Source organism: Mycolicibacterium tusciae (assembly GCF_002086795.1).
Lineage (GTDB): Bacteria > Actinomycetota > Actinomycetes > Mycobacteriales > Mycobacteriaceae > Mycobacterium > Mycobacterium tusciae.
This window is the reverse complement of the sequence record NZ_MVIM01000013.1, coordinates 13,609-32,429: the sequence shown is the minus strand read 5'-3', so window position 1 is coordinate 32,429 and position 18,821 is coordinate 13,609. Positions and strand designations below refer to the sequence as shown.

18 protein-coding genes are annotated in these 18,821 nt (G+C 65.5%); 7 read left to right on the top strand and 11 right to left on the bottom strand.

Going from position 1 to position 18,821, the window contains the following annotated elements; all coding sequences use genetic code 11:
* Nucleotides 1-266: 266 nt before the first annotated feature.
* Together BST47_RS21420 and BST47_RS21415 are read left to right on the top strand one after the other, a co-directional pair.
* Nucleotides 267-1,058, top strand: a complete 792-nt coding sequence (locus tag BST47_RS21420; protein ID WP_083127669.1) for a type VII secretion target — start codon at nucleotides 267-269, stop codon at nucleotides 1,056-1,058.
* Nucleotides 1,059-1,273: 215 nt separating this feature from the next.
* Nucleotides 1,274-2,185 carry an ESX-1 system-associated protein gene (locus tag BST47_RS21415; RefSeq protein WP_107529043.1) on the top strand — a complete coding sequence of 304 codons (912 nt, stop codon included), beginning with the start codon at nucleotides 1,274-1,276 and terminating at the stop codon, nucleotides 2,183-2,185.
* Between the two features lie 747 nt (nucleotides 2,186-2,932).
* Here the strand turns inward: BST47_RS21415 and BST47_RS21410 are convergent.
* The gene (locus tag BST47_RS21410) at nucleotides 2,933-3,190 is read right to left on the bottom strand and encodes a hypothetical protein (protein WP_083127667.1); all 258 of its coding nucleotides are present in this window, start codon (nucleotides 3,188-3,190) and stop codon (nucleotides 2,933-2,935) included.
* 266 nt (nucleotides 3,191-3,456) lie between these two features.
* On the opposite strand from BST47_RS21410, the gene BST47_RS21405 reads away from it, so the two are divergent.
* From BST47_RS21405 to BST47_RS21385, 5 genes are all read left to right on the top strand, one after another.
* Nucleotides 3,457-4,404: an EspK C-terminal domain-containing protein gene (locus tag BST47_RS21405; protein ID WP_234809806.1), complete on the top strand. Its 948-nt coding sequence runs from the start codon at nucleotides 3,457-3,459 to the stop codon at nucleotides 4,402-4,404.
* 1 nt (nucleotide 4,405) lies between these two features.
* Nucleotides 4,406-5,587 (top strand): EspA/EspE family type VII secretion system effector, encoded by a 1,182-nt coding sequence (locus BST47_RS21400; RefSeq protein WP_083127666.1) that lies wholly within the window; start codon nucleotides 4,406-4,408, stop codon nucleotides 5,585-5,587.
* On the top strand, nucleotides 5,584-6,024 hold the full coding sequence (locus tag BST47_RS21395) for a hypothetical protein (protein ID WP_083127665.1): 441 nt from the start codon (nucleotides 5,584-5,586) through the stop codon (nucleotides 6,022-6,024). Before BST47_RS21400 ends, BST47_RS21395 begins: the two co-directional genes overlap by 4 nt.
* Before the next feature lie 102 nt (nucleotides 6,025-6,126).
* Nucleotides 6,127-6,612 (top strand): WXG100 family type VII secretion target, encoded by a 486-nt coding sequence (locus tag BST47_RS21390; protein WP_133056233.1) that lies wholly within the window; start codon nucleotides 6,127-6,129, stop codon nucleotides 6,610-6,612.
* The gene (locus BST47_RS21385; protein WP_083127663.1) at nucleotides 6,609-7,538 is read left to right on the top strand and encodes a hypothetical protein; all 930 of its coding nucleotides are present in this window, start codon (nucleotides 6,609-6,611) and stop codon (nucleotides 7,536-7,538) included. Before BST47_RS21390 ends, BST47_RS21385 begins: the two co-directional genes overlap by 4 nt.
* A 2-nt stretch (nucleotides 7,539-7,540) precedes the next feature.
* Here the strand turns inward: BST47_RS21385 and BST47_RS21380 are convergent, their stop codons facing one another.
* The 10 genes from BST47_RS21380 to eccB all read right to left on the bottom strand — a co-directional run bounded on the left by BST47_RS21380 (nucleotide 7,541) and on the right by eccB (nucleotide 18,819).
* The gene (locus BST47_RS21380; protein ID WP_083127662.1) at nucleotides 7,541-7,849 is read right to left on the bottom strand and encodes a type VII secretion target; all 309 of its coding nucleotides are present in this window, start codon (nucleotides 7,847-7,849) and stop codon (nucleotides 7,541-7,543) included.
* 18 nt (nucleotides 7,850-7,867) lie between these two features.
* On the bottom strand, nucleotides 7,868-9,391 hold the full coding sequence (eccD, locus tag BST47_RS21375) for a type VII secretion integral membrane protein EccD (protein WP_083127661.1): 1,524 nt from the start codon (nucleotides 9,389-9,391) through the stop codon (nucleotides 7,868-7,870).
* Nucleotides 9,388-10,776, bottom strand: coding sequence for a MinD/ParA family ATP-binding protein (locus BST47_RS21370; protein WP_083127660.1), 1,389 nt, complete (start codon nucleotides 10,774-10,776; stop codon nucleotides 9,388-9,390). Before BST47_RS21370 ends, eccD begins: the two co-directional genes overlap by 4 nt.
* Nucleotides 10,777-10,865: 89 nt before the next feature.
* Nucleotides 10,866-11,150, bottom strand: coding sequence for a WXG100 family type VII secretion target (locus BST47_RS21365; protein WP_083127659.1), 285 nt, complete (start codon nucleotides 11,148-11,150; stop codon nucleotides 10,866-10,868).
* Nucleotides 11,151-11,178: 28 nt separating this feature from the next.
* A complete protein-coding gene (locus BST47_RS21360) occupies nucleotides 11,179-11,484 on the bottom strand; it encodes a WXG100 family type VII secretion target (protein WP_083127658.1) in 306 nt (101 codons plus the stop codon).
* 88 nt (nucleotides 11,485-11,572) lie between these two features.
* Nucleotides 11,573-12,850 (bottom strand): PPE family protein, encoded by a 1,278-nt coding sequence (locus tag BST47_RS21355; protein ID WP_083127657.1) that lies wholly within the window; start codon nucleotides 12,848-12,850, stop codon nucleotides 11,573-11,575.
* A gap of 41 nt (nucleotides 12,851-12,891) precedes the next feature.
* Nucleotides 12,892-13,185 (bottom strand): PE family protein, encoded by a 294-nt coding sequence (locus BST47_RS21350; protein ID WP_083127656.1) that lies wholly within the window; start codon nucleotides 13,183-13,185, stop codon nucleotides 12,892-12,894.
* A gap of 167 nt (nucleotides 13,186-13,352) precedes the next feature.
* The gene (eccCb, locus tag BST47_RS21345) at nucleotides 13,353-15,113 is read right to left on the bottom strand and encodes a type VII secretion protein EccCb (protein ID WP_083127655.1); all 1,761 of its coding nucleotides are present in this window, start codon (nucleotides 15,111-15,113) and stop codon (nucleotides 13,353-13,355) included.
* Entirely contained in the window at nucleotides 15,110-17,341 is a 2,232-nt protein-coding gene (gene eccCa, locus BST47_RS21340; RefSeq protein ID WP_083127654.1) for a type VII secretion protein EccCa, read from the bottom strand. The genes eccCb and eccCa overlap by 4 nt, the downstream gene beginning before the upstream one ends.
* Nucleotides 17,338-18,819: a type VII secretion protein EccB gene (gene eccB, locus BST47_RS21335; protein ID WP_083127653.1), complete on the bottom strand. Its 1,482-nt coding sequence runs from the start codon at nucleotides 18,817-18,819 to the stop codon at nucleotides 17,338-17,340. Before eccB ends, eccCa begins: the two co-directional genes overlap by 4 nt.
* Between the last annotated feature and the right edge of the window lie 2 nt (nucleotides 18,820-18,821).

Genomic DNA, 18,821 nt, shown 5'->3' with positions numbered 1-18,821 from the left:
ACTCAGTGGGCGGCTGCACATTTGCTCGGCGATATCGGGCTGCTTGTTTTGGCAGTCACGGTCGTTTCCTTTTGCGAAGTCGGCGGAAGCCCTCTCTGCCGGCGACGTCGCTGGTAGATGGTGGTGCCGCTACGCCTATTCGCCGACGTCGGGTCGGTCAAATTGGTGCATATGGCGATATCGCAGTTCCGGTAGCATTTTCGTCGTGATGGCTGAGGGGGCTTGCCAAGCACTCAGCGCCGAGCCGATTGCCATGGGGAGTTAGCGTGACTGAGGATTTGCGGGTCGATACCGCGCTGGTCCGTCAGTCCGGCGGCAAGTTGGAAACCATCGCGGGATTACTTCCGGAGCCGCCCGCCTCATTCAGCCCCGCGGGAGCCGATGCCCTCTCGACGGCGATCGCGGGCCGAGTATCCGAGGTGGTCGATCCGGTGCTTGCTCAGATGCCGATCGCCAAAGACGAGCTCACCCGCTATGCCCAGAACGTCATGGAGGCCGCGGATAGCTATGACGCTGCCGATCGGCGCATCGCTGAGGAGATCCTGAAGCAGTTGGGGATCCTCGACGAGGCGGCTGGCGGCGGTAGTGCAGCGCCCGGCGGCGCCTCGGCTGCGCCGCCGTCGGCTGGTTCAGGCACAGCGGGCGCCCCGGCAGCGGGCGCAGCACAGTCCGATCAGATGGGCCAGCTGATGCAGATGCCGATGCAGCTGGCTCAGCAGGCCGCGCAGATCCCGATGCAGTTGGCGGGCATGGCCGCGGCGATCCCACAGGCGATGATGCAAGGCGTTCAGACCGCTGTGCAGCAGGCGACTCAGATGGCGCAATCTGGCGAGGGTGACGAGATGGTTCCCGAGGACGAGACGGTGACGCCGGAGGAGGCGCGCGAGGAGCGGGCCGAGGACAGGGTTGAGGCAGAACCCGAAGCGACGCCGGGTAATTCGGCTGGCGAGCGGGTGCCCGATGCGGGTCCGCAGGTGCCGTCGGCTCCGGAGGCGCCGCCTGCGCCGAAGCCCGCTCCCACACGTCCTGCCGAGTCCGGCCCGGAGAGCGCGCTGTGAGTTTCCCGCCTCCCGGGGCGCCGCCACCCCCGCCTCCGCCTGGCGGTCCGCCGCCTGGGGATCCCTATCCGCCACAAGGCTATCCGGGTCCGCAGCAGCCGTGGCCGCAGCAGCAGCCCTGGGGCGCGGGGCCGCCGTCGAAGAAGCGCGGCAATGGCTGGAAGTGGGGCCTCGGCGCGGTTGCGTTGCTGGTTGTCATCGGAGTGACTGCCGCAGTGACGATTTCGGTCACGAAGGATGATGGAGGCACTGGCCCATCGCCGACGGGTGAAACCTTTGGCTTGGCTAGCGCCAACGATAAAGGCCCCGCGAACATCATCACCGAAGATCCGAGTTGCGCGGCGTGGACGCCGATCAGCCAGACGTTCGTCGACATACAGCAGAAAGGTTGGGCCGATCGCGACCCTGCCATTGCTGAACCCGACTGGACGCCTGCCCTACGCGAGCAATACCAGGAGGTACGCGTTGCGGCCCGCAACGTAGCTGACCAGTCAGTGCAACTTGCGAAACTGACCCCACATCGAGTGATGCGTGAACTTTATGAGGCGTACATCGCATATGCACGTGCATACAGCGCGGCGATTCCGACCTATACACCTGAAGACAATCATCTAGCCGGAGTGATGAACTCTGCAGGAAGCGTCATCACATACGTGTGTGCAGCAATTACCTACAAATCAGCGCAAGCTCGAGCGCCGCTTGTGGACGCACCTCCACCACCAGCTGAGGTCGAGCCCCTTTCAGACCCATCGGATCCGAGTCGATTCCTCGCACAGGGAGATCCGACCTGTGCGGAATGGACCCAATTGCTTGAACGGTATGTCGACGAGATGCGTCCTTGGCAAGCAATCGATTCGGCCATTCCAGCGAGTAACTGGACGGTCGAGCAACGCGCCGTTATCGATGAGACGATTCCACTGATGAAAAAGTACGCGGACGACATAGACGAGCTCGGCCGCAGCAGTGACAACCCGGTGATTCAAGACCTAGCGGTGTTCTCCTCGCAGTATCGACGTGCGTACGCAGCTGCACTGCCGACGTATACGTCCGCCGATGGATGGCTCGACTCAACTGCTCACCGAACAACCTCGACAATTTACGAGGCTTGCAAGGCAGCTGGAGCGTAGCGATGGGGATTCCTCGACCCCCCGATCCGCACGGCTTGACAGACCCGCCAGCTTGGCCCGAAGTCGACGAAACTGTGCTCGATGACTGTGCAAGAGCATTCGAAGCCGCGTCGAAATCTGTTGAAATCCAGTGGGATGCTGCCAAGACCGAGCGGTCTGAACTGTTTGAAGGTGGCGGTATCTGGTCCGGCGGAGCTGCTGGCGCGGCTTCCACGAGGCTTGATCAGCGGATTGTAGAACTCGAAACCCTAAAGGGACGGCTGTCGGCGTCCGCACAACTGTTTCGCAACAGTCGCGATTCAGTCATAAGTGCGAAGAACGAGATCATCGATAACGTCAACAAAGCCAATCAAACGATCATTGGTATCCAGAATGATCCCGATGCGACCGCCGACTCGAAGCTGAACGATATCCGTTCAACGATCGCTGACACTCGCGCCGACAACATTGCCGCTATTGACGATGAGCGGTTTAAGCTCACCGGTGAGCCCCTTCCGGAATCACTAACCACCGCCAATGACGACACGCGGCTGCTCACGTTCGGACCTAGGCAGGGTGCTGGCGATGAGCCCCCCTTGGCCGTCGGCCCTCCAGGGTCTGTCGGCCCACCTGCCGCGCCGGCGCCCGCCCTTCCGCCGGAAGCCCCGCCAGCCGTCGCACCACCTGAAAAGGGCGACTCCGCCGGTGGTCCCGGAGACCAGGCAACCGCAGCCGATTCGCAGGCTTCAGTCCCCGGCGGAGTTTCCCCTAAGCCTGTTGACGTGTCCGACCCCACGGGGCAAGTAGCCCCACCTCCTCCGCCCGTGCCTCCCACCGCATCACCCCCGCCCGCAGCAGGACCCGCTCCCGGCATGCCGGGTCTTCCTGGAATGCCTGGCGCCTCAAGCGCTCCCAGTACGCCGTCGGCGCCCAGCCTCGGGTCGCCATCCAGTCCGGTGTCGAGCCCGTCGAGCCCCTCTGCCCCCGCGACATCCACACCCAGCGCCCCGGCTGCCAGCGCCGCACCTACGACTCCTGCACAGCAGCTGACCGAATTCAACCGCGCCATGGCCGAATCGGCGGCCCGCGCCGCGGCCCAAATGCCACCCATCCAGCCGACACAACCACCCGTACCGATGGGCCCAGCGCCGACACCGCAGCCTCTCGCTCCCCCTGTCCTTCCCGACGCACCCACGGCAGCCACCCCGCCACCAGCCGCATCGGGCCCGACCGGCGGGACTGCAGCGCCCGTCGCGCCTGCCCCGGGCCCTGGCGCTCCGGCCGCACCGCCCATGCCCCTCGGTCAACCGGCGACACCACCACCCGCCGCACCCGTCGCACCCGCCGGCCCCGTCGCGCCGGCCGTCCCGCCCGCCGCCGCGGCCGCAGGTGCCAGCACTGTGGGAGCCCCTGCGCCCGTGCCGGTTTCGGCTGCCCGCGCCCATCGCGAGGCCGCCGCAGCAGCGGCCACCGCCGGAGCCCTGCGCCGTCGTTCGGCCGGCAACGATCCCGTCGTGTTCGCCCAACGCATCGCCGCCGCCCTCAACGTCGGCATCACCGACGTCGGCTTCGTCTGGCTCACCGGCCTCGCCAAGGACGGCTCCATCGTCCTCGCCAACAACTACGGCCTCGGCTACATCCCCGACGGTGTGAACCTGCCCGAACAGGTCACCTTGGCCACCGCCGACGAGAACATACCCGCGACAGTCCGTGGCACCTGGACGACGTATCCGATTCTCGCCCTTCATGGTTGGGCCCAACACCACAACACCGACCTTCGTGCCGTCATCGCCACCGAGGACCAGTTCAAAGGATTCGACCCTGGAGCACCCAAGATCGTTCTGCGCCCCGACGACATCCCCGAGAACGGAACCATGGCAGGCCGGCACCGTCTCCAGGTGATCGCCCCCGACGCCGCGGTCAAACTCGCCGCGGTCAGCAGCACCGGACTGTCCGATCTCCTGCCGCCGCCTCAGGCCGATGCCAATGCACCCGAGGACAACCGGGCGCAACTGTGGTTCGAGGTCTTCCGTCCGCTCCTGAGCAATGCGCCCGACCGCGCCGTCGTACAGATGGAGGCATTCGTGACCTACGCCGAGCATGCACAGAACCTGGCGCTGTATCGCGCCCACACCGCCGTCGACCCGGCGGACCAGCGCGCCGCAATTGCCGACTGGATCTACTGGCAACACCTGAGCGTGCTGATGTCCGACGCCATCGCAACCGAAGCGACCGTCTGACATGACAGTCATTGACGCCTTCCTTTCGACGTGGTCCCGCGCGCGGCAGACATTCGGCGACGGCACGCCGACGAGTGGCACGCAAGTGGACGACAGCAGAACACTTCTCACGCTCGAGTCAAGCCTCGAATCGGCTGTCCCGGGGACGCAGTGGTCAGGCTCTGCGGCCGCCGACTACGCCGCGGCCAATTCTCAGCAGCGGCAGGCCCTCCATTTGTTCGCAGAGCTTGACCAGCGCCTCGCCTTTCAGATCGACCAATCCGCAGAAGTTGTCGTCGCCGGACGGCGCGATCTATCCGAACTGCGGAACTGGTTTGTCGACGCGGCCGCTGCCGTGCCCGCTGGTCCTACCGGGCAGAGAATGCAGCTGGCCATCGCTCACCGGGGACTCGAGCAACTGCGAGAGATCGTGGAGCAGTCCCGCGCCGAGTCCCAATCCATCGCCGATATCCTTCGTGGACTCAGCGACGAATACCGCGCACTCGACAATCAGCAACTCGGCGGAACACCGAGCGCTGAAAACCTTTCCACATTCCACGGCGTCGATTTCAAGTCCGACATTCCCGACGAACCCTTCGTCCCTACGCCGCCGGTCGATCCCGCGAATCCGTTCATTGGCGACCATCGCTTCGGGCACTGGGAACCCGTGATCGCTCCGCCCTACACCGGATCGACACCTCCGCCGCTGACACGCCAGTACCGCGCGTTCCCGGAAGGAACGCCGTTGAAGATCGGTGGGACCACAGGGTGGTACACGCCCGGAAGGAACTGGGCTGCCGACGCCCCGTATGCGCAGTTTCAAGAGCAGTACCGATTTCGGATCGTCGGTGTGGAGGCGACGACGTACACGCGAATGGTTCACGAGAACGGCCGGGAGCAGCAAGAACGCTGGGTTCAGCACATCTACGAATACCAGCGCAACACCCAAATGACCTTGAGCGGAGATGTTTCCGTGAAGGGCAGAGACGGCGATATAGGCGGGCTGACGTTACCCCCGCGCATCGACCACGAGTGGAAACCCATCGGGCCGAATGAGATAGCGACGTTGTCGGCAAAGAATGCCGGCATCACTTACTACCTGCCCGACGGTTGCGGTGGACAGTTCACATATCAGGGCGGTGTTCCGCTCGGTGGTATGAGCGGTCTACCTCCGGCACCGCCGACCATGACGAGACCTCGATGACGCGCAACCGACTACGCATCGGGGTAGGCATCGCGCTGACGGTCACTCTCGCCGCCGGCGTTACCCTCGTCGTCTCGAATAGCACTTCTGATTGCGACACCGTACGGGCGATGATTGCTCACAACAACGAGTTCAATGAGCACATTGATTCTGCTGTGGCGACTGGCGTGCAACCGGATGTCGGCGAGTACCAGAGTTGGGCCCTGCAACTGCGCCAGCTCGCCGAAAAAGTCCGAGATCCAGCGCTTGCCGAGCGCGCACACACCGTCGCGAACCTGGCCGAAGAGTCAGTGCCGATGGTTGAGACGTATCTCGAAGACGACGAGGTGGGCGCTCATTACAATTCTGCCCCTCCGCAATACATCAAGGATTACTCACGCATCGCCGGGCAGTTCCACGAAGAGCTGGTGACTCTTGGCGAGAATTGCCCCGTCTAGCGCCGGCACCATGCCCGTCTGCCCCGGCCCTTCTTTGCACCGTTTGCCGCCGCATTCCAAGAACTGCAAATAGTGCATCTGCTTACCGGGGATAATCAGTTCGTGGCCACTTCCATCTCAGCCGTCGAGGCGTCACAGCCGGCGCGTCTGGTATCGGCGGCCGCCGACGTGGGCGCCATGGCCTCACAGCTCGACCACCTGATCACGACGCAGCGCGAATCGATCGCCGAACTGCGTGACGGTTGGACAGGCGGAGCGGCCGACGCGGCGATCGCCCGCGGAGAACAGAACCTCGCCGTTCAGGAAGCGCTGCGTGACAAGCTGCACGCCCTACAAGGCGTTCTGGCCTCCGGCGGAGGGCAGCTCAACTCGGCGCGTACCGCGCTGCTGGACATGGTCGGCGATTTGCGGGGCCAGGGTTGGGAAATCTCCGACGACGGGGTGACGACGCCCCCGCCCAATCTGTCGGAAGCATTCCGCAGTGTCCCGCAGGCATACACGCTGCTGATCCAGCGACTGCTCGAGACATACGATGTCATCGACGACGAGACCGCCCATACCTTCCCCATATTCGAGCCAGGCGGATGATCAGGCTCCTCGGCGTCCTCGCAGCAGCTGTCGTCACCGTGTCTGCCTGCGGCACTTCCACTCCGGAGCTGCCACCAGATTCTCCGTCGGAGATGCTCAACGTGCTGACCAGCGACCGGGGCGACGACGTCTTCAACAACGTGACCACGTACGAATGGGATGACGACGGCGCGGCTGCCGGGGCGCGCTTCACCTGGATCGGCGAGGACGACGGCGCGGCGAACCAAGGCGCCGCAACGATGGTCGAGTACCTCATCTCCAACCACGGAGAGTTGTCGGCGCTGGACTCCGGGTTCCTCGGTCTCACGAAAGTCCCCGCAGCACAACTCAATCCGCAGCTGATCCGCGACTACGCGACCGCGCTGGCGCCCCACCTCGGCCAGCTTGTCGGCGGCCGTCAGGGCGCCTTCGATTCCCTCCGCACCCAGATGGCCGACGACCCGTTGGCATTGCGAACTCTGTTGTCGGTCTTCGTCGCCGACCCCGAGGCCGGGCGCACTGCCGTCGCGGCGACGCACGCTGCCGCCGAGCAGTACGAGGAGGCCGCGGCCGCGGCCCCGCCGGACAGCGATGAGTCTGTTGCCGCCCTCAGAGCAGCGGGTTCACTGTTGGGCGCCGCGTATGGTGCGGTCGCATTGGCGGACAGCGACATCCCGACACCATCCAGTGGTAGGGCAACCAGCGAAATGGCGGTGCGGGTCGCGACCATCCTCGTGCCGGCAGATCCCAACGCCGCGATCGTCAGCAAGTATGTCGAGGACGGCCGACTGATGTCACCCGCCGCGGTCGAGAACAAGTTCTCCGACACCGCCATGCGCACGTACTACCTCGATCTGCAGAATTACATCGGCACAAAGGGATTCGAAGACGGTAACAACGCGTTTTCCGCAGCATTCAAGGACAGTTCCGGCGTGCCCCTGTCGTGACGTCAGCTCGGGATGTCGACGTTGGCGATGTCGCCGGCGACCGCTTGATCCTGACGAGAATAGGCACGCACAGCGTCATCCAGGCCTTCGCTGTATTCCCGCACGCTCTCGACCGCCGCGGTAACCGCCGCGGTGATACCCTCCTGCGCCCTTCGACATGACTCGGCGGTGAGCAACTGCCCGACCGACGCGGCGGCATCGCCGACGACCTCGTCGGCTCGCATACGGCTCAGACCGTCCGCCGCATCACCGAAAGCCGCTGTCGCAGTGCGCAGCACCTCGGGATCGAACCCCGGTAGCTCACCGCTCATCGCTCCCTCCCCTCGAGATCAGAATCTCAAATTCCGCAGCAGGTCGTACACGCTGGCGATCCACAACAGCAAAGGGATGATCGCCGCAATCGCCGCACCGTCGACCAATTCGAGGATTCGCTTGGTCACCGGCGACACCCGCTGCACGCTGCTGGCCGCCCCAATGACGATCAGGGTGACGATTCCCAACGCCACGTACAGGACCAGCACCAGCCACGCTCGGTCGGGATCCCACAACAACAGCTTCACCATCAAGCCCGTCGGGATCACGACAACCGCCGCCAACAACGCCCACGCACACCAGCGTTCGGCGTAGAGCCGAGACCTGAAGCCGCAGATCGAAGTGACGAGCCCCGCCACGATCATGCTGTGGACGAAGAAATGTCCTTGCACCACAACGGAGATCGCCCCGATCGCCAGGATCAGCGCGCCAGCGGTGACGAATCCGATCAGCAGCCGCGTCGCCAACTGGCTGCGCTCGTGTAGCCGCGCGGCGGAGTCCGGCACGGACTCGATGATCGCCTGCCAGGTCGGTGACTCGTCGCCCATGGGTGCGGCGACTGGGTCGAGAAGCTCCTCGCTGCCGACGGTTTCACCGGGTGCGGGGATCGGCGGCAGCGCGATCCGAGCCACCGCAACGGTCAGCTTGGCCGCGTTGGTCACGACGATCAGGCCGAACGCAATTGCGCCTGCGGGCACCCAGTATTGCCATCCATAGCCGAACGCGACAGCCGCCGCTGTCCCCGCGATGGACGCGACCGCCAAAAACGAAGCCAGCTCGGCCCTTTTGCGCGGTCCACCTCGGGTCGCCAGTGTCAACAGCAACACCACCGCGGCCGCACCCGCGGCTTGCGGCGCGCCGAGCCCGCCGTAGCCGTTGGGCAGCGGAACGGCGAGCGCCGCCGCTGCCGCCAGTGCCGGTATCGACGCGACCAGCAGGCTCTCCGACATGTCGATGTTCTGGTAGCGGTTGGTCGCCAGCACGCTGCCGCCCAATAGTCCCAGGCCGAGGACGGCCAGCGCCACTGCCCACCACCAGGCGTGACCGCTGCGGCTCCATGCCACCAACGACATCATCGATACTGCCAGCGCGGTGAACGGAATCGCCAGGCCGACAAACCGATTCAATGCGGAGCGATCGAACTCCGGGGACTCGTCGAGCACCGCGATCGCGTCGATCACGTCCTCGACCAGGGGCCGATAACGCTCGGTCCGGCTGACGGAAACCAACGTCAGCAGGGACCCGTCGACCACACCCGCGTCATCCAACGACTCATTGAATCGCAGCGGCGGTGCACCCGGGCGTGCGAACGCCCACGCCCCCTGCACCGAGAAGTCGAACCCGGCGAGGACATCCTTCGGCGTGTCCTCGAGTAGCTCTGCCAGCACCGACACCGTCTCATCGATATACGTTTCGATCGGTGCCGACGCCGGCAGCACCAGGTCGGTCATCCGCCGACCGGTCAGGATCGTCACGCGTGTGGTCGACGGCCGGCCAGGCGTCACACCCGACGCCGGTGCTGCGGCGGCGGTGGAGGTCAACGCCGTTCGAGCCTGTCGAAGTCGTCGGACAAAGCCGCGGCCAACTCGATGACCCGGCGCCGGAAGTCCTTACCGAGCAGGTCGAGCTGAATCTCGGTGCCGGCCGCGATGTGCTTGTCATACGGCAGCACAATGACTCGCCCCGGCGGGACATGGCGCTCGAACTGCTGCACCAGATCCTCGATGTCGATGTTCGGCTTGCCCGGCACGACGTGGTTGATCACCACGCACGAGCGGCCCAGCAGATCCTGATACCCGTTCTGCCGCAACCAGTCCATGGTGATCGCGGCCTGGCGTGCACCGTCGATCGACGCGCTCGCCACGATCACGAGGCCGGAAACCGTCGACAGCACCCCGCGAGCGGCGGGCTGGAACAGCCCGGCCCCGCAGTCAGCCAGCACCAGGTTGTAGTAACGCGACACGATGGTCGTCGCGTCCTTCCAGTCCTCGTCGTTGAACTCGCGACGCGCGGCGCTGTAATCGTCGGACGACAGGACCTCGAGGTTCGAGCCGTTCATGCTCGTGTACGCGCGAATGTCGTTGTACCGCGCGAGTTCCTTGTCCGACAGCAGATCTGCGATCGTCGCCGCCGACTGCCGTCCCGCCCGATCGGCGAGGTTGCCGCCGTCCGGGTCCGCGTCGATGGCCAGGATCCGGTCGCCGCGCACCTTGCTCAGTGCAGAACCCAGCGAGACGGTGATGGCGGTCTTGCCGACACCGCCTTTCAGCCCGAAGACGCCAATCTGGTATGAGTCGCGCGCATTTCGGCGGATCCGGGTATGCAGATCCATCTCGTAGAGCTCGTCGGGCGACAACCCGAGATTGATACGCGTCAGCATGTACAGCAGATGCCGCCAGCCGCGCTGCGAAGGCATCTTCACCGCCGACTTCACGCCGACGTGCGACAGCGCGTCGATGGCGCGATGGTTGCCGATCGTCGCCGCCGACGTCTGCGCGGGCTGGCCGACGCGACGCACCAAATCCATCTCGGACTGGCTTTCAGCGAAGTGCTGCGAGGGCGCGGGCGTAGGTGCCGGCCGTGGCGCAGGCATGGGCGGCGGCCGCTGTTGTTCGAAGCGGGCACCTGCCGGGCCGTTGGCCTTGGGAGTCCGCATCATCCCGTTCGGCTGCTGGCGTTGCGGCGCGGGCGCGCGCGTAGCCGGCATCTGCGTCGTCACCTCGGTCTGGCGCGGGGCCGGCGCGGCGGCGGCCTGAGTCTTGTTCGGATCGACGGGCATCGCCGGCGGCGTAACTTCGCTACGGCCGGGGCCGTTGGCGGGCGCCGGCCCGGTGGCGGCGACGTCGCGATCCGAGTCGTCGGCTGTCGGCATAGCGTCCACCGAGGACCCTGAAGCGTGGAAAAGCCGGTCATAGTCTGCCGACATGAGTACCTCTCATTGCTAGGAATCGAGACGCGCTCGGTGGGCGGAATCTGCCTGGGCAGAACCGCCCACCTGTGCGCGTCGTCGAACGATCAGAACTTTCCGGTGACGGCCCGTTCGGTGTCCGCCATCGTCTGGCCGGCGTTACCGATGGTGTGCGCAAGATTCAGCAGGGCGGCGTTGAGTTCCGCCGACGCGGAGTCCCAACGCATCTGGACGGCCTGGTAGGCATCCGAGCCGGTGCCACCCCACACGGAGGCCAGCGCCGTGAGCGAGGCCTTGCCCTCGTCGAGCAGATTGTCGGTGCGCTGGACGGCCGAGCCGATCTCGCCGGCGCCGCCCTCGATCCCCGCGAAATTCCATACCTGTTCAGTCATTGATTTCTCCCTGTTTAGTCGAGTGGGTCTAGAAGTTGATGTTCAACGCCGAATTGAGCGCGCTGGCCTGGTCATCGTCGGTCGCCGTGTAATCGACGCCGCTGGTGTGGATATTGGCCGAGATGTCGTCGAGCTGCTTCGTCTGCTGTGCGGCGGCCTCCTGGAAGCGGATCAGCGCCTGCTGGGCCGCGGTGCCGGCTTGACCGACCATCTGAGTTGCAAGTGCGCCCGCGGTTGCCTCGACCTGCCCGATGATGCCGGTGAGCTCACCCGAGATCCGTTCGAAATTCGCTGCCTCCTTGGCGAGGACAGCAACGTCTGTATTCATTGCCATGCTGGATACTCTTTCTCTCTTCCTGTGTCCTCACCATGTGATGGCGAGTCTTTCCGGCCTGTTGGCCGGGAAGTCTGTAGTGGGACGCTCACCAGTCGTCGTCCTCGTCTTCGCCCAAATCCTGCGGCAGCACGCGCGGCGCCGTCAGCCCTGTCTTGGCACCGCCGCTCGTCCCGCGTTGGCCCATCCCGTGCATCGGTGCCCCACCGCCGCCCGCGCCGACCGGAGCCAAGCCCATACCGCCGCCACCCGCGGCGGCACCGGCGGGAACCAGCGGCTTGGTCTCGCCGATCAGGTTGGCCAACAACGGGGTTCGCGGTGCGGTGCCGCCCGCGCCCGGGAGCGACGCCGCGCGCACCAGCCCGGCCCCCGAGCCGGCGCCCGAGCCGCCCGCCAACGGATGGTTGGACAGCGGGCTGGCGCCGATCAGACCGATCTGGGCCTTATCGCCGCCCATGCTGCCCAGCTGGCTGAACATCGACGTCACCTGCTGCAGCGGCTGTGTCAGCTGTTGCATCGGCTGCATCACCATCTGGCTGGCCTGCTGCGGTATCTGACCGAGGGTCGATCCGAGTTGCGACGCCATCTGCATGCCCATCTGCATGCCCTGCTGCATCTGCTGGGCCTGCGGCGCCGCGTTGTCGGCCTTCTGCGCCTGACCTTCGGCACGCTGGGCGGCCATGTGGGCCTCCGATACCGCATTGCCCGCATTGAGCCGTACGGACTCCATCTTCGACACGGCACTGACCTGCGCGATCGCCGCATTCCGAATGGCGGCCGCAGGCGCCATGGCCGCCGCCGATGCCAGCGCCGCGGCCGCGCCACTCTCGCCGACACCGGGCACCACGATCGGCTTGGGCGGCGCGATGATCTCGAACATCAGGTTCAGCAGGGTCTCGGTCTGGTAGACGTCCATCGCCCCGGCGGCCTGGTTCCACATCCGCACGAAGTAGTCGATCTCGTTCAATGCGATCGGGATGGTGTTGACCCAGAAGAAGTTGGTCGCCTCCAGCACCGCGTGTGTGACGTGGTTCTGCTCGATCTCCGCCAGCGGGGGCGTGGTCGCCATCGCTGCGGTGTAAGCGTTGGCCTGCGCGATGGCCTGCATCGCACGTTTCATCGCCTGCGCGGACACCGTCCTCAGCCAGGTGACCATCGGCATGGTCGAGGAGACGGCCTTCTCACTCGCGGAACCACTCCATACCGATGTCAGGGCAGCCAGACTCGCGGCCAGTTCATCGGCCTGAGTCTCGAGGGATATCGCCAGGGCTTCCCACCCCGCGGCAGCTTGCAGCATGGGTGCCGGTCCGGCACCCAGCATCAGCCGCGCAGTGTTCACCTCCGGCGGCATTCCATGCCACTCCATCAGATATTGGTTCCTCGCCTAGGAAGTCGGTCAGCGAGTTATCAGAAGTTGGCGGCGTTGGCGCCGTCGACCGCTTCGTAGATTCCCGCGATTTCTATGTAGGCCGCCCCGGCGCGGGAAAGCTCTTCCTGGGCAAACGTATTCAATGCCAGGGCCTCGACGCCCTCCTTGGCGAAGACCGCGGCCGCCTGAGCGGAGACCTCGTCGGCACCGGCGGGCACCAGCGCGGTCACCGCAGCGGATGCGACAGTGCCAGCGGCCAGGCCGCGAACGCCGTTTGCGACTACCTGTGTGCCGATTCCGACAGCTCCCGGATTATGCTCCATGGGTTGCATTTGCGCCACTCCTCACATATAGATGAATTGCCTGGTTATTCATTTATGAAAGGGCCTAGCTGCATAGCCTAGTGCGTCTGGAATCTTCCCCCGACACCGTCGCTGGCCACTCGAATCCATGTTTGCTAGGACGTCTCCGATCAATACTAACCGCGTTCAAGGGGTGCTCAGAACACTTCTTCTTCGGGGGGATCCACGTAGGCCGCCTGGATGACCTCTTTGGCATCCGGGGAGACCAAAAACGCCTGGCCAGGAGGCCGCCGCTGCACCTTGATCTCGCGTGAGGGGAAGTCCACCTTCTCCCCGGAGAGGAACAGCGTGGGGGTACCGGCGCCATAGGCGGCACCCACGAACTTGTCCATCGTGGCCCGATGCGCCTGGCTCATCTGGCACGTCACGATGATGTGCAGGCCGATATCCGCGGCCGCAGGCAGCAACGGGAACAGCGGCGCCATGGGCGGCACGACACCGCTCGCGGCGACGATCATGTGCCAGTCATCGACCAGCAGCACCACGTCGGGCCCCCTCCACCACGATTTCGCCCGAAGTTGAGCGGTGGTGAGGTCCGGCGGTGGCAGCCGTTGCTTCAGGTTGAAGGCGAGCGCCTTGATGGCCTCGTCCAGCGTCGTGCTGTTGCGGTTGACCGCCCCGGCGTCCAGCAGATGACTCTCCGGCACCGCGTCGAGCAGCCCCGACCGGAAATCGGCCAGCATGAACCGCACCTGCGACGGATCGTTGCGCTCGCAGATGGCCTGCGCCACCGCATGCGCGATCCGGGTCTTGCCGGATTTCGGCGCCCCGAAGATCAGCAGGTGCGGCGTCAGATGCATTTGGTTGTACGCGACCGACAGGTCGGCCTCGCGCACGCCGAGCGGCACCGTCCACCGCGTGCGGTAGTCGCTGTCGGGTCCGGGCGGGTTCGGATCCAGCTCGCGCAGATAGATGCGCTCCGGCAGCACCCGCACCTTCGGGGCCTGCTCGGTGTGCTGCGCGCTGATGGACTCCACCGCGTTCGACATCGCCGAGACCAACTCGTCGGCGCTGTGCGCACCGTCGAGCCGGGGGACGCCCATCATCAAATGGTGCTTCTCCAGCGAGATCGCGCGACCCGGCCGGTTCTGCGGGATCTCGCGGGTGATGCGGTCGATCTGGGTCTCGTTCACGTCGCCGAGCCGGAATTCGATCTTGGTGCCGAGGTAGTCGCGGATCCGTGACTTCAGCTCGGTCCAGCGCGGTGTGGAAATCACCGTGTGCACGCCGAACTGCAAACCCTGCCCGGCCAGATCCTGGACCGTCGGCTCGAGATCGGGGAACTCCGCGACGAACGCCGGCCATCCGTCGATGACCATGAACACGTCGCCGAACGGGTCGACGGCGGCGGGGTGGTTGGGATCTTCACGCATTTGCCGGTAGGCCGCCATGGACCCCACGCGCAGCTGCTTGAACAGCGCCTCTCGTTGACGCAGAACAGCTTTCATTTCGGCGACGACACGGTTCACTTTGTCCGGTTCCGATCGCGTCGCCACACCGCCGACGTGCGGCAGATCCTCGAGGTACATCAGACCGCCGCCGCCGAGGTCGATGCAATAGAACTGCACCTGGCGCGGAGTATGCGTGGCCGCCGCGGAGAGCACGAGTGTCTGCAGGAACGTGGACTTGCCCGTCTGCGGTGCGCCTCCCACGGCGATGTTGCCGCCGGCCGCTGAGACGTCGACGCCCCAAACCTCCTGGCGGTGCCGTCGCGGTTCGTCCATGATTCCCAAGCCGAATCGCAGCGGCTGCCACTGATGATCGCGTTCGATGAGCTCGTTCACCGGAGTCGGATCCGACAACGGCGGCAACCACATCCGGTAGGCACGGGTTTCGCCGATGTCCAGCTGGTCGATGATGACCTCGCGCAATACGCGCTGTTCCGATTCGACTGTCATGATGTCACCGCCGTATCGAAGATCGGCGCGGCGGTGAATTGACGGATGCGTATCCGGTCCGCACTCTGAGCGCGCGGCTTGACTTCTCCGTTGTCCTGCACCGACGTGGTCGGCGCATAGTTGACGCCGGTGTACACGCTGTGGAATTTGACGGGGTCTTCCATGCCGACCCGCAGGAACCCGACGCCGCTCTCCTTGTTCGTGATGTATTGCGCCTCAGGCGTTCCGATCACTGCCTTGGATTCGGCCGAACTCGTGGTGCGCAGCGCGATGCGGTAGGTGAGGTTGGGTTCGAGCTTGTCGATTCGCACGCCGCCGGTGTTCAGCGACTGCGTGGCGAGCAGCAGGTGCACCCGCAGCGACCGGCCGACGCGGCAGATCCGGTCGAACAGCCCGATGAAGTCCGGATGGTTCTGCAGCAGCTCGGCGAACTCGTCGACGACCACGAAAAGGGTTGGCAGCGGCGGCAAGTCAGCACCGCGCTCCCGGTGTTTCTCATACTCGGCGACGCCCGACAGCGCGCCCGCAGCGCCGACCTGGATACCCGCCTGCCGCAGGATCGACTGCCTGCGGTCCAGCTCACCGGTGAGCACCTCACCCATGCGGCTGACGAGCTCGGCTTCTTCCTCCATGTTGGTGACGACCGCGGCGGTATGCGGCAGCCTCTCCATGCCCAGGAACGTCGAGCCACCCTTGAAGTCGGTGAGCAGCAGGTTGATCTGATCCGGGTGGTGGGTGGCCGCCAGCGACAGGATCAGCGTGCGCAGAAACTCCGACTTACCGGAACCCGTTGTCCCGATCAACATTCCGTGCGGGCCTGCGCCGAACTCCGCACCCTCCTTGATGTCGAGATACATGATGTCGCCGGTCTTCAGTTCGTGACCGAACGGGATACGCAGCCGGTCCCGGTCGGTGTCGGCGAACATCCGCCACCTGCTGGGCGTCACGTCTTCGATCGTGTGCGCGCCGACGAGCTGGTGCCATTCGGTGGCGACCTTCTTCTGCACACGCACGCTCTTGTCGATGATGGTGCCCGTGATGGACCATCCGGCGAGCTTGCGCGCGATGCGATTCGCATGCTCCGGGGTCATTTTGTCGGTCGCCGAGGTGAGCAACCGGAACGTCTGGTTGGGCAGCCGGTCGTCGGCGGTACCGTCGGGGTCGACGCGAATTCGGTAGGCCGAGCCGCGATGGTTGCCGAGCGTGAGGACGGTGACGCCGGCCCGGCCGTCAATCGGGAAGCCGGCCCTGCCGCCTGAGAGGTCGACGACGACGACGTACGGTCCGCTAGGGGTGGCGTCGGGCGTGTGCGGGCCACGGGCCGTCAAGTCGCTCAACCCGTCGGGCCGCGTGAACACCAGCCGCGTCGGACCCGCGGCGTCGGTGTCCGTCTGGTGTTGCACGTGCGGAAGCCACTTTAGCCAGGCCCAATTCGGGTCTTCCGGATTGTCGGTGAGCACCCGGATCTGCATCAGGTCCGGCGGATGGAACACGGCGAGATGGCAGATCATCGCCGTGAGCAGGCCCGCGGCTCCGTCCGGGTCGCCGCCGACCGCGATGGTCGGAAAGGTGCGCAGCTGCACCAGTTTCGGGCAGTCGTGGATCAACCCGTGGGTGCGCAGGAACTTGGTGACCCACATGTGACTAACGGGTTCCAGATGCGGTGCCGGGGCGCCCTGCGGTCCCGCCAGCTCGCCGCCGACGGCGGGCTTGAGCAGTCGGTCGACCGCAGGCTCGGTACCGAGACCGATGCGTACCGCCGAGAAGAAGTCGGCATTGGTCGGACGTGACCATTGCCGGTTGGTCCCGATGATGGAGAGCAGATCGTCGGGATGCGGTGCGTGATAGTTGAAGAACGTCACCTGAGCGGCCGCCGACGACGTCACGCGGGTCCGCAGACCCGCGAGATACCGCAGGTATTCCTTGCGGTCGGCGTTGATTTCGGGCACCTTCTTACCGCCGGGACCGCCACCGGCCATGAAGCCGACGGTGGCCATCACCATCATCAGCGGCATCATCAGCATGTACGGCGAGAGCTGCCGGATGCCGGTGAAGATCATGATCGCGATCATGCCGAGCATGCCGCCGCCCATGACCCACGGCAGCGCCTTCTGAATGCCCGACGGCGGGATCTCGACGCCGAGGTCGTCGGGCGGAGTCACGTTGATCTCGCCGGGCGTCAGCCGGGGCCCGCGTTTGATGATCGGCGTGAACTTCTTGGTGGTCATCGGCCACCTCCGGTGTTCGCGGTGACTGGTTGCGCCCCGGCGTTGGTGCCGTCGGAAATCTTGCGCGGGTTGGGGTTTGGCGGCAGGGTGTCGTGTTCGATCAGCGCCGCCTGCTTGGACAGCACCGGACCGTCGACCAGCAGGCTGATCACCTGCCACGGCGCGGTCACCGGCGCACTGAGGCCGACGGTGCTGCCCGTCTCCTCGTCGGGCAGCCCGTAACGCACGCCCTGCGGGTCGATGTAGTACAGGCTCTCGCCGTAGCGTGGGTCCGGCGATTGCAGCCGAATGTACTTGCCGCCGTCGAGGTAAACCTGTGCATCGCCGCCGATCTGGTCGATGCCGGTGTTCATGGCCGACGGTGCGATCGGCAGGTGACGCCCCGCGATGACGGTGGTCTTGGGCGCCTGATCGCCTGGCTCGCGCTGCCACGACCAGCACAGCGTCGGCGCATCCTCACGCAGCAGGATCTCCAGCGGCTCGTCCGGTAGCGGTGAGCCGTACACCTGCTCGGCGATCTTGGCGACCGTGCTGGCCTCGACGGACGGTGGTGTCACCAGGCCGAACGAGTTGGTGGCGCGCAATGCCGCCGCAGTGGTGCCGTTGATCCGCGCCACGCCGTCGGGCAACACCACGAAATGTTGTTCTCCGTCTTCGGTGAGCGCCATGAACACCGAGCCGATCACCAGATTCGGTGGCAGGCCAACGGTATTGGGTTCGCCGAAGCGCGCGATCGCAGGCAGCCGCAACGGTCCGGCGTTGGGCAGCGCGTTGAAGACGCCCTCCGAGATCGGCGTCGCCTTGGAGGTGACGGGGATGCCCACCGCCGACGTCACCGCGCGGTCGGAGAGATCGATGGCGTGCCGTCCGGTCTCGGTCACCAACCAGTTGTCGTTCTCGTAGGACACCAGCAGACCCTCGTCGGGGCGCATCGGGCCGACCGAGGAGTCGAGGTAGAGCGGTTGCACGACAACCGATGTCTGGATGTCCGGTGCCACGCTCTCGGGCTTGGTCACGGTGTCGCACAACGTCCAGGTCGAGTTGGCGCCGCCGACCGGCGTGGCGTAGGGCGCCCCGGGAATGCCGATCGGCTGCCCCTTGTGCATCCGGTCCAACTCGTCTGACTTCACCGCGACCGGGGTGCCTGCGTTGCCGAGCACCAGTCGCGCCGACGTCAGGTTGTAGACAGGCCGCAACTGGTCGGTGCCGGGGATCACGACGTAGAGCTGGTTGGTGGTGCGGTCGACGAGAAGTGTGTCACTGCCCCGCTTTCCGAGCGGCTTGAAGTAGGCCAGCAGCGCTGCGCCCAGGCAGATCACGACGGCGATCACGATGCCTGCCGAAACCGCGCGGCTGTAGAACTGCAGCGGGTCGTCGAACATGCGGGTATCCCGTCGCACGATCGCGTGCTCGACCCTGCGCAGCAGGAAACGCCAGCCGCTGACCTGCACCTTGGTGGTAAGCCGGAAACTCGCCATGC